This window comes from Gilvibacter sp. (assembly GCF_013214815.1).
Taxonomy (GTDB): Bacteria; Bacteroidota; Bacteroidia; order Flavobacteriales; family Flavobacteriaceae; genus Gilvibacter.
In genome coordinates this window covers 1-14,271 of the sequence record NZ_JABSPU010000012.1, presented here as the reverse complement: position 1 = coordinate 14,271, position 14,271 = coordinate 1, and the positions used below count along the sequence as shown (strand labels likewise).

Annotated in this window: 13 protein-coding genes; 4 read left to right on the top strand and 9 right to left on the bottom strand. The window is 46.0% G+C overall.

Features of this window, described 5'->3' with window-relative positions; all coding sequences use genetic code 11:
• The first annotated feature begins 7 nt into the window (after nt 1-7).
• Genes HRT75_RS04265 through HRT75_RS04255 form a run of 3 tightly spaced genes read left to right on the top strand, consistent with a single transcriptional unit; the run spans nt 8 to nt 2,720 of the window.
• Complete coding sequence (locus HRT75_RS04265; protein ID WP_272831669.1) at nt 8-190, top strand: DUF5522 domain-containing protein; 183 nt, start codon at nt 8-10, stop codon at nt 188-190.
• On the top strand, nt 187-2,169 hold the full coding sequence (locus HRT75_RS04260; protein WP_291183029.1) for a urocanate hydratase: 1,983 nt from the start codon (nt 187-189) through the stop codon (nt 2,167-2,169). Before HRT75_RS04265 ends, HRT75_RS04260 begins: the two co-directional genes overlap by 4 nt.
• Nucleotides 2,170-2,180: 11 nt before the next feature.
• A complete protein-coding gene (locus tag HRT75_RS04255) occupies nt 2,181-2,720 on the top strand; it encodes a DUF4136 domain-containing protein (protein WP_291183027.1) in 540 nt (179 codons plus the stop codon).
• Nucleotide 2,721: 1 nt separating this feature from the next.
• Here the strand turns inward: HRT75_RS04255 and HRT75_RS04250 are convergent, their stop codons facing one another.
• Entirely contained in the window at nt 2,722-3,048 is a 327-nt protein-coding gene (locus tag HRT75_RS04250) for a thermonuclease family protein (protein ID WP_272831666.1), read from the bottom strand.
• Between the two features lie 250 nt (nt 3,049-3,298).
• On the opposite strand from HRT75_RS04250, the gene HRT75_RS04245 reads away from it, so the two are divergent.
• Complete coding sequence (locus HRT75_RS04245; protein WP_291183025.1) at nt 3,299-4,393, top strand: T9SS type A sorting domain-containing protein; 1,095 nt, start codon at nt 3,299-3,301, stop codon at nt 4,391-4,393.
• Here HRT75_RS04245 and HRT75_RS04240 read toward each other — a convergent pair.
• The 8 genes from HRT75_RS04240 to HRT75_RS04205 form a co-directional block, all read right to left on the bottom strand.
• On the bottom strand, nt 4,390-6,438 hold the full coding sequence (locus HRT75_RS04240; RefSeq protein ID WP_291183023.1) for a thiamine pyrophosphate-dependent enzyme: 2,049 nt from the start codon (nt 6,436-6,438) through the stop codon (nt 4,390-4,392). The genes HRT75_RS04245 and HRT75_RS04240 overlap by 4 nt on opposite strands.
• An 11-nt stretch (nt 6,439-6,449) precedes the next feature.
• Nucleotides 6,450-7,511 carry a branched-chain amino acid aminotransferase gene (locus HRT75_RS04235; RefSeq protein WP_291183021.1) on the bottom strand — a complete coding sequence of 354 codons (1,062 nt, stop codon included), beginning with the start codon at nt 7,509-7,511 and terminating at the stop codon, nt 6,450-6,452.
• A 4-nt stretch (nt 7,512-7,515) separates the two neighbouring features.
• The gene (locus HRT75_RS04230) at nt 7,516-8,784 is read right to left on the bottom strand and encodes a dihydrolipoamide acetyltransferase family protein (RefSeq protein WP_291183019.1); all 1,269 of its coding nucleotides are present in this window, start codon (nt 8,782-8,784) and stop codon (nt 7,516-7,518) included.
• A complete protein-coding gene (locus tag HRT75_RS04225) occupies nt 8,781-9,383 on the bottom strand; it encodes a transferase hexapeptide repeat family protein (protein ID WP_291183017.1) in 603 nt (200 codons plus the stop codon). Before HRT75_RS04225 ends, HRT75_RS04230 begins: the two co-directional genes overlap by 4 nt.
• Complete coding sequence (locus tag HRT75_RS04220) at nt 9,383-10,135, bottom strand: enoyl-CoA hydratase/isomerase family protein (RefSeq protein ID WP_291183015.1); 753 nt, start codon at nt 10,133-10,135, stop codon at nt 9,383-9,385. The genes HRT75_RS04225 and HRT75_RS04220 overlap by 1 nt, the downstream gene beginning before the upstream one ends.
• 2 nt (nt 10,136-10,137) lie before the next feature.
• A complete protein-coding gene (gene paaZ, locus HRT75_RS04215; RefSeq protein ID WP_291183013.1) occupies nt 10,138-12,633 on the bottom strand; it encodes a phenylacetic acid degradation bifunctional protein PaaZ in 2,496 nt (831 codons plus the stop codon).
• 9 nt (nt 12,634-12,642) lie between these two features.
• Nucleotides 12,643-13,242, bottom strand: a complete 600-nt coding sequence (locus HRT75_RS04210) for a short chain dehydrogenase (protein WP_291183011.1) — start codon at nt 13,240-13,242, stop codon at nt 12,643-12,645.
• 5 nt (nt 13,243-13,247) lie between these two features.
• A partial coding sequence (locus HRT75_RS04205) for an acetyl-CoA C-acyltransferase (protein WP_291183010.1) occupies nt 13,248-14,271 on the bottom strand: 1,024 nt, incomplete at its 5' end.

Below are 14,271 nucleotides of genomic sequence, written 5' to 3'. Positions count from 1 at the left end.
TTGTAGTATGAGCACATTTGGAAAAAGAATCCCTTTGGAACCCGGTGATTATTACCTCACCCCGGAGGGTTACAAATGCTTTACAGAACAGTACCATCTCAAGCGAGGTTATTGTTGTGAGAGTGGCTGCAGACATTGTCCTTACGGCTACGATAAAAAGACTAACACCCAATCCAAACCGAATTCATGAGTTTCAAAGAAGCTATCCAACAAGGGATTCCCTCCCAACTTCCTCCTCCAAAACCCTATGACGCTAAGGTCAATCATGCACCTAAACGTAAAGCAATCCTAAACGATTATGAGAAGCAGTTGGCCCTACGCAATGCCCTGCGCTATTTTGATCCCGAACATCACGCGACCTTGTTACCAGAGTTCAGAGAAGAACTAGAAACCTACGGTAGAATTTATATGTACCGCCTGCGTCCTGATTATAAAATGTACGCCAGACCGGTAGATGAGTATCCTGGTAATTCTTTGCAGGCACGTTCCATTATGCTGATGATCCAGAACAATTTGGATCCGGCGGTGGCGCAACACCCACATGAGCTCATTACTTATGGAGGTAATGGTGGTGTTTTCCAAAATTGGGCGCAATACCTGCTTACCATGCAGTATTTGTCTCAAATGACGGATGATCAGACTTTGGTTATGTACTCCGGACATCCTTTGGGGCTGTTTCCGTCTCATGAGAATGCTCCTCGCGTGGTGGTCACTAACGGAATGATGATCCCGAACTATTCTAAACCCGATGATTGGGAGCGCTTCAACGCTTTAGGAGTTACCCAATACGGGCAAATGACCGCGGGCAGCTATATGTACATTGGTCCACAAGGAATTGTTCACGGAACTACCATAACGGTACTCAACGGATTTAGAAAAATTGGAAAGGCTCCTAAAGGAGGTCTTTTTGTGACCTCTGGTTTAGGAGGTATGAGTGGAGCGCAACCCAAGGCTGGAAATATTGCCGGATGTGTCACCGTTTGTGCAGAAGTGAATGCCAAAGCCACCCACACGCGTCACAGCCAAGGCTGGGTTGATGAAGTTATTGATGATCTTGCTGTGCTGAGTGATCGCGTTAAAAAGGCATTGGCAGCAGAAGAAACTGTTTCTATCGCTTACGCTGGAAACATAGTAGATGTTTGGGAGCGATTTGATCAAGAAGGAATTCATATAGATCTGGGCAGCGACCAAACTTCCTTGCACAATCCGTGGGCAGGAGGCTATTATCCGGTAGGTCTAAGTTTTGAAGAAGCAAACACAATGATGGCCAATGATCCTGCGGCATATAAGGATCACGTACAAGCCAGTCTAAAACGCCATGCCGCGGCAATTAATAAACACACCGTAAAAGGAACCTATTTCTTTGACTATGGCAATGCCTTCTTGTTGGAGGCTTCAAGGGCCGGGGCTGATATTTTAGATACAGAAGATCCAGCTCGCGAGTTCATTTATCCGAGTTATGTTCAAGACATTATGGGACCTATGTGTTTTGACTACGGATTTGGCCCATTCCGATGGGTTTGTGCGAGTGGCGACCCTGCTGATCTAGCAAAAACTGATGCGCTTGCCCTAGGAGTTTTAGAACGTTTGATGCAAGAAGCTCCAGCAGAGATCAAACAGCAAATGGCAGACAATATTCAATGGATCAAAGGTGCCCAAGAGAACAAGTTGGTGGTTGGATCACAAGCGCGAATTCTCTATGCAGATTCCCAAGGACGTATTGCAATTGCCGAGGCATTTAACGAAGCGATTGAAAAAGGAGAACTCGGACCGGTGATCCTTGGGCGTGATCATCACGATGTTTCTGGAACTGATTCTCCCTATCGTGAGACTTCAAATATATATGATGGCAGCCGCTTTACTGCAGATATGGCCATTCACAATGTGATTGGAGATAGCTTTAGAGGCGCCACCTGGGTAAGCATCCACAACGGTGGAGGTGTTGGCTGGGGAGAGGTGATTAACGGCGGATTTGGTATGGTTCTTGATGGTTCTAAGGCAGCGCAAACCCGATTGCGACAGATGCTCTTTTGGGATGTGAATAACGGTATTGCAAGACGAGGTTGGGCGCGAAACGAAGAAGCTTTATTCGCTATAAAAGCAGAAATGGCCCGAGAGCCTAAATTGCGAGTAACGCTTCCGAATCAAGTCGACGATTCATTATTTTAAACCATAATGCTATGCAAATGAAAAAGTTTTTACCCTTGGCCCTTTTGGTAGTGCTCGTGATGAGTTCATGCACTTCGGTACGAGTCGTGTCCGATTATGACACCACTGCTAGTTTCAACACCTATCAATCCTTTGCCTTCTTTAAACCTGGAGTTGACAAAGCTCAGATCTCTGATCTTGATAAAAAAAGAATCTTACGTGCCATTGATACTGAATTGACGGCTAAAGGCATGATCAAAAGCGACAATCCAGATTTGCTTATCAGCATCTTTACCAAAGAACGCGAACGCGTTGATGTCTACAACAATAACTTCGGCTGGGGCTGGGGTTGGAACCCTTGGTGGGGCGGTGGCTTTGGAGGAAGCACCGTATCTTCCAGAACAGAAGGCACTTTATACATAGACCTTATAGACACCACAACCAATGAGTTGGTTTGGCAAGGTATGGGTACTGCAAACATCTCACATTTAAGTGTAGATAAAAAGATCGCCCGCATTCAAGAGATTGTAGGTAAAATTTTGGAAGAGTATCCTCCGCAAGCCCGACAATAGCCTAAGGAAAATAAGGCTGTGCATGCCCTTGAGCCACCAGCCATTCATTGACATTTACACCGTCTACAATAATGGTTGCTAAATAGCGACCGTATTTCCCTTGTTTGTCTTTGTAACTGTGGATCTCTACATCTTTACCGAGAATCATCTCTCTGACAATATCTCTGACGCGTAAACCGTCTTCTCGTTCGGCTCCACGAAGCTCTGGTGTGTCAATGCCGTAAAGCCTTAGCTTCATTTCTTGATAATGGAGGAATCCAAGGTCAACCACAGCTGTTACGGTATCTCCGTCATAGACGTCTTTAATGTGCGCTCTATAGTTGTACATAGTGTTTTATTTTTCTTGAAAATTACGTGATTTTCACCCGAAAAACCCTTTTGAAACTCGAGGTTTTTCCCCTAATTATCAGTTAGTTAAGTCGTTTTAATTCAGTTGTAAATACTTCGAATTGCCCACTGCAGAAGGGATTCGAGGGTTCGTCTCGGATAATTGACAAAACAAATAGGTTTTTACCTTTTTTTTCAGGAAACGGCTTGCAATATATTCGAGTAGAAATTTTTAACTAACTCGAATAATTATGAGAAAAATTACACCCCTTTTAATCGCACTTTTACTTAGTGCACCTGGTATTGCCCAAGACAGTTTCTTTGTGCATACGGCCACCGCTCCAACAATTTCATCAGATCTAACTTGGATAGACCATCCAGATTTGAACGACAACCCAGATGCCGATATTGTGATCTCACACAGCTGGAATCCACCTGGATCTGCTGGTGTTTACAACACCAACAATTCTGGCTTATTCTATGGTGTAGGTCAAGGACAGTGGGGCATTTACAACGAAAATGGTTCTGCCATGATTGAAGGTTCTTCATATAACGTTTACATCGGAAATGGAACTGACGTTTATGTGCATATTGCAGACTTGGCTAACCAGGGCACTGACGACTCCTACTCTGTTTTAAATCACCCAGACATCAATAACAATCCAGATGCGATCATCACTTTGACTACTTACTACAACCCAAGTTCTTTGCGTAACGATAAATCTTATGGATTGTGGTATGATGATGGCGACAATCGTTGGATTATTTATGCAGAAGATCTCGATGCAATTCCATTAGACTCGGCTTTCTTTGTTAGTATTGAAGGAACCACAACAACCTCTGCCAAGCACGTTGCTACCGCGGGTAACATCTCTGGAAACTACACGGTAATAAGTCATCCTCTTTTAGATGGTGACCCGGAAGCCCGTTTTGTATTTACCCACAATTGGGGCGCAAGCGGAGATGCAACAAACGTAATAGTAGACGAGGTGATGGGAGCTTGGTACACCGGTTCCAACTGGGCCATCTATACGGAGGACCTTAGTGACTTCCCAGTAAACGCGCAGTTCAACCTGAAGATATATGATGCGGTACTAAGCGTTGATGATACCGTTGTAGAAGGTTTGACTTACGCACCAAACCCAACTCAAGACATAGTAACCTTTTCTGCCAGTACACCGATCGAGCAAGTAGAGATCTTCAATGTTCTTGGACAGAAGGTAATGACCTTAGAGGGTACCAACAACAGCTTACAAGCAGATATTTCTGGGTTGAATGTTGGACAATACTTTGCCAAGGTACAATCAGGAGTATCTATTCAAACGGTACAACTGATCCGCAACTAGTAGTTGAGCAATTGTTGGATCTTTTCCTTGACCTTCTCCGTGGAAGGAATCATGGTTTGTTCCAAGGTACTGTTCAGCGGAATTGCCGGCATATTCTCACTACCAATAACCATTACTGGGCCATCCAGGGAGGCGAAACACTCTTCCTGGATTCGGCCTGCTAATGCTCTGGCAAAGGTGTTTTCCGATGGCTCTTCAGTAACCACCAAACACTTACCACACTTTTTAACCGAACCAAAAACGGTTTCATAATCCAAGGGATGCAGAGTTCTCAAATCCACGATCTCAATGCGATCCTTCAATCCTAACTGCTCCGCAGCATTCATAGCCCAATGCACGCCCATACCGTAAGTGATAATGCTCAGGGTTTCTTCTTGCTCTTGCTTCCAGATTTCATTCAAAACCCAAGCCTTCCCGAAAGGCAAAACATAATCTTCTGCTGGCTCAATTGAAGTAGCTCCTTTAGTGCCCGGCACCTTGCTCCAATACAAACCTTTGTGCTCAAAAATCACCACGGGATTCGGATCGTGATAGGCCGCTTTAAGCAAGCCTTTTAGATCAGCTCCATTACTCGGATAAGCGATCTTAAGACCACGGATATTGGCCACTACACTTTCTACAGAAGAACTGTGATAAGGTCCACCGCTGCCGTAAGCACCAATAGGCACGCGTAAGATCATAGAAACGGGCCACTTTCCATTACTCAAATAACAACTGCGACTCACTTCTGTAAATAGCTGGTTGAGCCCCGGCCAGATATAATCAGCAAATTGAACCTCAACTATAGGTTTTAGCCCAACTGCACTCATCCCAACGGTAGAACCTACAATAAAAGCTTCTTGGATCGGCGTATTGAACACACGATTGTCTCCAAACTTTTGAGCAAGCGTTGCTGCTTCTCTAAACACACCTCCCAAGCGCGCTCCTACATCTTGACCGTAGAGCAGACACTCCTTGTTTTGCGCCATAAGCTCTTCAATGGCAAAAAGGGCACAGTCAACCATGACGACCTGCTCCGCCCCTTCTGGGCTGCGTTCACCTTGCTCCTGAGTAATTGGTGTTGGTGCAAAGTCATGCGTAAAGAGATCTTCCGGTTTTGGATCTTCTGCAGCCTTGGCCTTGACAAAATCGGCAGCTACTTTTTCTTTTACTTCGGATTCAATGGCGCTGATCTGCTCCGCAGAAAAACCATTTTCACTCAGTAATTTTATAATCTTCGGATAGGGATCACGACTGCGCGCCTCGTCCAGATCATCCCGATACCATTCCATGCGTACCCCAGAAGTGTGGTGATTCAAAAGAGGCACCTTAGCATGAACCAAAAACGGTCTGCGCTCTTTGCGAATGGTGGCAATGATCTCTTCCAATTGCGAATAACTTTCTGCAAAGTCAGTTCCGTCAAGGGTTACGGCGTCCAAACCGTGGAATCCAGCAGCGTACTCATAGGCATTTTGCGCACGAGTTTCAGCAGCGTTGGCACTAATGTCCCAGCCGTTGTCCTGCACCAAGTACAAGATGGGCAACTGCTTTAAGGCCGCCATTTGAAAGGCTTCAGCAATCTCTCCTTCTGTCACAGATGCATCGCCTAAAGAGCAAACCACAACAGGCGGCGCAACGGATTCATCCTGCAGACCCACACTTTCTTTGTACCAAAAGCCCATCGCCACTCCAGTTGCCGGGATGGCTTGCATCCCTGTGGCAGAACTTTGATGCGGGATCTTAGGTTTGTCCTCATCCCGCAAACTGGGGTGAGAATAATAGGTCCTTCCGCCAGAAAACGGATCCTCTTTTTTAGCCAAGACCTGAAGCATCAATTCATAGGGCTGCATTCCTATGGCGAGCAACATCGAATCGTCCCGGTAATACGGGAACATATAGTCTTGGGGTTGCATCTGCAAGCCAACTGCGGTCTGAATTACCTCGTGCCCGCGTGAAGTTGCATGTACATATTTAGAGACCTCTTTGAAGTTTTCCTCATAGAGTTCGGTCATAGCCTTAGCCGTGGCCACATTGGCAAATGCCTTGTTTAAAAGTTCTTTATTCATAGCTGTGGAAACTAGACAGTAAGCATCCAATTGTGTGGGTCTTCTATTCGTCCCGTTTTAATTCCATTCAAGGTCGCATTAATCTGTTCTGCTACAGGGCTAGAGTCGCCCACAGGAATCACTAGATCTCCCCAACCAATGGCCTCGATATAGGCAATACCAACAGCCGTTCCAGTACCAAAGGCTTCTTCTAAGCGGCCTTCTTCAGCCGCTTTTGCCAATTCTTTAATGCTGATTCGTCTTTGCTCCACATTGTATCCAGCATCAGTCAATAAGGTCATTACAGAACGTCTGGTGATACCATCAAGTACGGCACCATCCAAAATAGGCGTCACAAAATGCCCATCGATCTTAAAAAAGATATTCATGGTTCCAACCTCCTGAATGTATTCGTGATTATCTGCATCCAACCATAAAACTTGGTCATAACCTTTTGCTTTTGCCAATTCTGTCGGACGAATAGCTGCAGCGTAGTTTCCTGCCGCCTTGGCTTCTCCCGTTCCGCCTTGGGCCGCACGGATGTATTGATTCTCTGCATACAAACGAATACGCTTACTGAAGAACGGTCCCGCCGGTGAAGCGATAATGATAAATTTATACGAAGTAGCCGCACGCATACCGATAAAAGGCTCATCGGCATACATAAACGGACGCAAGTATAATGCACTTCCCTCCTGCGGAGGAATCCAACTGCGTTCCAAAGCTACCAACTGCTTTAGACCTTCTACAAAAAGTTCCTCGGGAAAATCAGGCATCCCCATACGCGCTGCACTAAAATTAAGGCGCGCAGCATTATCATAAGCTCTAAAGAGCATAGGATTTCCAGAGGCATCCACAGTGGCTTTCATGCCTTCAAAAATAGCTTGTCCATAGTGCAAGGCCATCGCTGCTGGATGTGTTGGGATAAGCTCCAAAGGGCGAATCTCCGGATCCTGCCATTGCCCGTCTTCATATTGACAGATGAACATATGATCTGTAAAAGTGCGCCCTAGTGGGATATTGTCAAAATCAATAGCGGTGGCTCGTGATTGAGCGACCCTTTGAATTTTTATGTTTTGCATAGTTGTTTCCATGGTCTTAAATCGTTTTTTCGGAATCAAACTGTTCCATATAATCGGCTATCCTTCTCAAGAAAGATCCTGCCAAGAAACCATCTACAATACGATGGTCAAAAGAAAGGGAGAGATACATCATTTGTCGGATCTCGATCTGATCTCCCTCAGGATACTCAATCACCTCAGCGCGCTTTTTAATGATTCCCGTTGCGAGAATCGCGGCTTCTGGTTGATTGATGATCGGCGTGCCCATCAGGCTTCCAAAGGTTCCTACATTACTGATGGTAAAGGTGCTGCCTTGCGTATCGTCCGCTTTTAAGTTGCCTTCACGCGCGGCGAGGGCTAAACGGTTGGTCTCCGCAGCCAATTCCGCCAAGCTCAATTTATCGGCATCCTTCACTACAGGTACAATCAAGTTACCACTCGGCAGAGCAGTAGCCATACCAATATTGATATGATCTTTAATGATGATGTCTTCACCATCTAAAGAGCTATTGATGTTCGGAAAATCTTGAATGGCCTTTGCAATGGCTTGAATGAACAGAGGCGTGAAAGTCAACTTCTGCCCATGCTTATCCATAAAAGCCGTTTTATTGGCCTTGCGCCAAGTACTCATTGCCGTAAGATCCGCCTCTACATAAGCAGTCACGTGAGGCGAAGTATGCTTAGAGAACACCATATGATCTGCGATCATTTGGCGCATACGGTCCATAGGCACACGTTCTCCGGTGCCTTTGTCAAATTTAAGATCGGGTAGCTTAAAACCTGAATCACTTGCGGGTTGTACAAACTGATATGGACGCCCGTCAGCGATGTATTGCATAACGTCACTCTTTCTAAGGCGGCCTTCATTCCCCGTAGCTGGGATTCGAGCCAATTCTTCAAAGCTGATATGATGCTCACGGGCAATAGCCTCAATAAGCGGGCTCACAAAGATATTTTCGTTTACCGTGTAGCCTGTGGCAGGCTTTTTCTTGGGTTTTGATGTTTTGGGTGCTGCGGATGCTGGAGCGGCAGTTTGTGGTACCTCAGCTTTAACCACAACTTCATCACTGAGTTCTAATTCTGCCAAAGGAGCGCCAACAGCAACAACCTCTTTAGCCAAAGCTAAATGCTTGATTAGCGTTCCAGCAGCAGGAGCTGGAACTTCATTATCTACCTTGTCTGTAGCCACTTCACAAAGGATATCTCCTTCTGCAAAGGACTCGCCTTCCCCCACCAACCAGTTGAGCAAGGTGCCTTCAGTAATGGATTCTCCCATTCTCGGTAAAGTCAAGGTGTGTTTCTTCATGAATTATTGCGTTTAAAACTCGCTAGTGTTTTGTAAAAATCTTCTTGATCGGGTCTGTTCTCAGGAATCTCTGTTAGTGGCTCTACTTCACGGAGAGATTCATGACAGTCTGCCGGCAATTGCTGGTAAAGTTTGGTCCCCGCTGTCTTCCATGCAATCATCTCATCATTAACTTCCTTGATCACCTTGGCCGGATTTCCGACCACCAAACTGCGTCTTGGGATCACCGTCTCTGCCTTGACAAAACTCATGGCTCCTATTATGGATTCATCTCCAATTACGGCATCATCCATGATCACGGTGTTCATCCCAATGAGGCAATTACGGCCTAGATTGGCTCCGTGAATTACCGCTCCATGTCCCACATGAGCTCCGGCTTCCAGCGTAATACTCTTGCCCGGAAACATATGTACGGTGCAGTTCTCTTGCACATTGACACCATCCTCTAAAATGATCTCACCCCAGTCCCCGCGAATAGCAGCTCCTGGCCCTATATAACAGTCTTTACCAATGATCACATTGCCGGTCACTGCAGCCAAAGGATGCACAAAACTGCTCGGGTGCACTACTGGGATATGTCCTTTAAAGGAATAGATCACTATTTAAATCGTTTCAAAGTTTCTTTGGTGAATTCACTCAACACCAAGCGTCCGCTAATGGCGGCACGTTGGGCCAATAGTTCATCCCAATGCTCGGTTCCTTGCCAGAACATCTGCTTCATTTCACGCATAGCCTCTGGGTTGTATCCGCAGAGCTGCTTCGCAAAACCATTGACGGCCTCGTCCAATTCTTCTGTGGAATCATAAACCTGAGTGAACAATCCTTTTTGTCTAGCCCATTCTGCGGGGTAAAAAGTGTTGGCATCAATAGCGATCTGCGACATGCCACTTAAGCCCAATTTGCGCTCTACCGCTGGTCCAACCACAAACGGTCCTATCCCAACATTGAGTTCGCTGAGTTTGATAGCCGCAAATTTGGTGGCTATACAATAATCAGTAGCAGAAGCCAAACCAACTCCGCCGCCAACAGTTTTTCCTTGTACGCGCCCTAAAATGAACTTAGGACATTTTCGCATCGCGTTGATCACATTGGCAAATCCAGAAAAGAACACCTGCCCAGTTTGGGCGTCATTTATTGCGATGAGTTCTTTAAAACTAGCCCCCGCACAAAAGGTGCGGTCGCCTCCACTTTTTAAAATGATCACCTTCACGGCCTCATTTTCTCCAGCTTCAGTAATTGCAGCTGCCAATTGTGCCAAGATATCTCCAGGCAAACTGTTATGCGCGGGATGGAAGAATTCAATGGTTTCTATCCCGTCTTCTATATGTGTCTTTACGTAAGGTGCGGTCATATTTATAAAAGTCCAAATTGTTCAAAATGATGATTCAAATGCTTGCGCTCCAAGAGATACCATTCAAACTTGTTGAGGGGTCCAAAGACCACGTTCTTGGTAATTGCTTCTGGGTTCTCTTTAAAGAACTGCAGATACTCCTCGCGCGCTTCTAGCATTCTTACTTTCGCAGTGTCAAGATCGGCGTGCAAATGCTCTTCGATCTTAGATGCTGCAGCCAATGGGAAATCGTACTCCCTTGGCATTTTCTTATAGTTATATAAGGTCTCATTGACCTTCTCCAATATCTTTTCTGGCGTGGCGATCTCAAAATCTTGGATCTCACCACTGGCAATGCGGTAGGTGTATTCTAGGTGCTCCACCATGCTTTGCGCCGTCATGGTTCCCCAAGCCGGTTTGTCATCGGCTTGAAGTCTATTAAGACAGCCTTTTATGGTGCTCTCGGTCATCTCCGTAAAGACCGTTTGCTTCTTTTGTACCATGGTCAAAATGGTCGCAATGGCCACCAACTCATCCTCAGTATCAAATACCTCCACATACCATTTCACAATACCGCTTGGCAGTTCTTTGCCTCGAGAATCTCTATCGATCTTCTGCTTACAGGTCAGACGTACATAAACGGTATCGTTGTGATAGATCGGACGTAAAAAGCGGCACTCTTCCAAACCGTAGTTGGCAGCTACTGGCCCTTTGTTTGGATAAACAAACAAGCCCGCTGCCGCAGCGAGGATAAAATACCCATGCGCCGTACGCTTTTCAAAAATGGAACCGTCCAGTGAAGTAATGTCCGTATGCGCGTAGAAATGATCCCAAGTCAGGTTGGCAAAATTCACAATGTCCCCATCGGTAATAGTGCGTTTGTGAGTCTTTAAAGACATGCCTGGTTCAATATCTTCCCAATGGTAAGCAAAAGGATGCTTGTCAATTTCTTTGTACGCACCTTTAGGCTGATAGATTCCAGTCACCTCCGTTAGCGTAGTCGGTGAACCTTGAACTGCACAACGCTGTAAATAATGCTTCACTCCTCGCATGCCTCCCATCTCTTCTCCACCTCCGGCTCTACCCGGACCACCGTGGATCAAGTTTGGTAGCGGAGAACCGTGACCGGTACTTTCTTTAGCATTCTCTCTGTTAAGTACCAAAATGCGGCCGTGGTGGCTGGCTGCACCAACTACATAATCTCTAGCAATAGCATCGTCATGAGTCACAATAGAACTCACTAAGGAACCTTTACCCATACGAGCCAAGGTGATGGCCTCATCCAAATCTTTATACGGCATCAAAGTGCTTACTGGGCCAAAGGCTTCCGTAACGTGTGCCGCTTGATTTTTAAATGGATCGTCTTCTCGTAATAAGATCGGAGAAATGAAGGCTCCAGATTCTGCATCTGCGCCAGCGGTATTTACTCCATCCAAATTCCCGTAGACCAAACTAGCCGTCTCAGCGATCTTGCTGACTTGTTCTTTAACCGCATCACGCTGCTGCGTGCTTACCAAGGCACCCATACGCACTTCTTTAAGACGTGGATCACCAACGGTTACTTTATCTAAGGCTTTACCCAGAGCGATCTGCACATCTTCCATCAATGGTTCTGGAACAATGATTCTTCTGATGGCCGTACACTTTTGACCACATTTTACGGTCATTTCTTTGCGAACCTCTTTGATAAAAAGGTCAAATTCTGGAGTGCCCGGAACCGCATCGGCTCCTAAAATAGAAGCGTTTAAAGAATCGGCCTCCATGGTAAAAGGCACTGACTCTGCAAGTAGTTGCGGATGATTTTTTAGTAAACGACCGGTACTCGCAGAACCCGTAAAGGTCACCACATCTTGAGAATGTACTGTGTCTAATATGTTCTTGGCTGTCCCGCTAATGAGTTGTAAGCTACCTTCAGGCAAAATTCCTGAAGCGATGATCTCACGCACAACAGCTTCAGCTAGATAGGCGGTTTGAGGTGCGGGCAATACAACTGCAGGCATTCCGGCCATCCAGTTCACCGCACACTTCTCTAACATACCCCAAACTGGGAAGTTGAAAGCATTGATGTGGACGGCAACTCCTTGACGCGGCACCATAATGTGATGGGCCATAAAACGTCCACCGCGAGAGAGGTCAATAGGATCACCTTCTACGTGATACGGCTGATTCGGGAACAGTTTACGAAGCGATGCGTTGGCAAAGAGGTTTCCAAATCCACCTTCAATATCGATCCAACTGTCAATACGTGTGGCTCCAGTTCTGTAACTGAGTTCATAAAAGGCCTCCTTCTTTTTGGTCAAATGCAGCGCCAGCTTTTTAAGCATATTTCCGCGCTCTTGAAAGGTCATTTTTCTTAGTGTATCACCTTTATCACGACCGTATTGTAAAATATCAGGCACTGCAAGTCCTTCTACCGATACTGCAGTAAAAACTTCTCCGGTCACTGAATCTGCTATTGGGTTGCCGTCTCCGGCACCGTCCATCCAGGATCCTAATACATAATGTTGGGTCTTATTCATACTGCTGATTTATGCGTTAACGCGTATTATTTGTCCGTTGATCTTTCCGAGTACACTTTTGAGGTAAGCGTTGGTCACCTTTGGCATCGGTACAGGATCGTGTCCGGGGAAATAGTCTTTATATTTTTCGTAGGCATCTTTTACTAGACCGGCACATACCACATTGACACGCACTGCGTCCAATTCAAGAACAACTGCCTTTACAAAACTGTGTATAGCACCATTTACCATAGCTGCGGAGGTGGTCATATCTACGGGGTCATCTGCGAGTATACCTGTGGACAAGGTAATGGAGCCTCCTGGGGTCAAATAGTCTTTGGCAATACGCACTACATTGACCTGCCCCATGAGTTTACTGTTGATACCAATGTAAAAATCGTCTTCAGTCAAGCTTTCAAACTTGTCCCATTTGGCATCACCCGCAGTAACCACAACCGCATCCACTGTACCTGTGGCTTTAAAGAGCTGCATTAGATCGGCCTCTGAGGCCATATCCACTTGCAGATCCCCAGAATTTCTACCTACTACAACCACTTCATGCGCTTGTTTTAGGGCCGCAACTACATGGCTGCCTATGGTACCGTTTCCTCCAATGACTACTATTTTCATCCTGATTAAAGATTTACGTTTTCAATAATCGCCGCGTATCCTTGGCCTACACCAACACACATGGTGATCAGTGCATAGCGTTTCCCAGTTTCTTGCAATTGCAACGCGGCAGAATAGGCAATTCGAGTTCCTGTCACACCAAGTGGATGCCCAATAGCAATAGAACCTCCGTTAGGGTTAATTCTCGGATCATCATCGGCCAAGCCCCACTGTCTAATGCAGGCCAAAGCTTGAGAGGCAAAAGCCTCATTGAGCTCAATCACGTCCATATCTGCAAGACTTAAGTTGGCCTTTTGAAGCGCTTTATAAGTGGCTTCTACAGGACCGATCCCCATTACTCTTGGCTCTACACCGACCACTGCAGAACTTACAATTCTGGCAAGTGGTTTTAGGTTGTACTGCTTCACTGCGTCTTCTGAAGCGACAATGGTAGCTGCTGCTCCATCATTCAAACCAGAAGAATTTCCAGCAGTCACACTGCCGTCTGATTTAAAAGCGGGACGAAGCTTGGCTAAAATTTCTTTGGTGGTACCTGCTTTGATGAATTCATCTGCTGCAAATACGATATCGTCTTTTTTGCGCTGCGGAATGGTCACAGGAACGATCTCTTTAGCAAGGCGACCGTTCTCACGAGCTGCCGCAGCCTTCATCTGACTCCAATGTGCAAAAGCATCCTGATCCTCTCGGGAAATGTTGTACTTAGCAACGAGATTCTCTGCTGTGGTTCCCATGCCATCGGTTCCGTAAAGCTCGTGCATCTTGTGATTCACAAATCGCCATCCGAAGCTGGAATCATACATTTTGGAATCGTTACCAAACGCAGAAGAAGGCTTGGCGATCACGTAAGGCCCGCGGGTCATATTCTCAACTCCTCCAGAGATGAATAGATCTCCATCTCCAGCCTTGATAGCGCGATTGGCTTGCACAATGGCAGATAGTCCACTACTACACAATCTGTTAATCGTTTCCCCAGGCACCGTAAAAGGTAAGCCTGCCAAAAGTAGGGACATGCGCGCCACGTTTCGATTG

What these genes read in the sequence shown, in the direction of transcription:
- HRT75_RS04265 (WP_272831669.1), top strand. Translation starts at nt 8, where the DNA reads ATGAGCACATTTGGAAAAAGAATCCCTTTGGAACCCGGTGATTATTAC.
- HRT75_RS04260 (WP_291183029.1), top strand. Translation starts at nt 187, where the DNA reads ATGAGTTTCAAAGAAGCTATCCAACAAGGGATTCCCTCCCAACTTCCT.
- HRT75_RS04255 (WP_291183027.1), top strand. Translation starts at nt 2,181, where the DNA reads ATGCAAATGAAAAAGTTTTTACCCTTGGCCCTTTTGGTAGTGCTCGTG.
- HRT75_RS04250 (WP_272831666.1), bottom strand. Translation starts at nt 3,048, where the DNA reads ATGTACAACTATAGAGCGCACATTAAAGACGTCTATGACGGAGATACC.
- HRT75_RS04245 (WP_291183025.1), top strand. Translation starts at nt 3,299, where the DNA reads ATGAGAAAAATTACACCCCTTTTAATCGCACTTTTACTTAGTGCACCT.
- HRT75_RS04240 (WP_291183023.1), bottom strand. Translation starts at nt 6,438, where the DNA reads ATGAATAAAGAACTTTTAAACAAGGCATTTGCCAATGTGGCCACGGCT.
- HRT75_RS04235 (WP_291183021.1), bottom strand. Translation starts at nt 7,511, where the DNA reads ATGGAAACAACTATGCAAAACATAAAAATTCAAAGGGTCGCTCAATCA.
- HRT75_RS04230 (WP_291183019.1), bottom strand. Translation starts at nt 8,784, where the DNA reads ATGAAGAAACACACCTTGACTTTACCGAGAATGGGAGAATCCATTACT.
- HRT75_RS04220 (WP_291183015.1), bottom strand. Translation starts at nt 10,135, where the DNA reads ATGACCGCACCTTACGTAAAGACACATATAGAAGACGGGATAGAAACC.
- paaZ (WP_291183013.1), bottom strand. Translation starts at nt 12,633, where the DNA reads ATGAATAAGACCCAACATTATGTATTAGGATCCTGGATGGACGGTGCC.
- HRT75_RS04210 (WP_291183011.1), bottom strand. Translation starts at nt 13,242, where the DNA reads ATGAAAATAGTAGTCATTGGAGGAAACGGTACCATAGGCAGCCATGTA.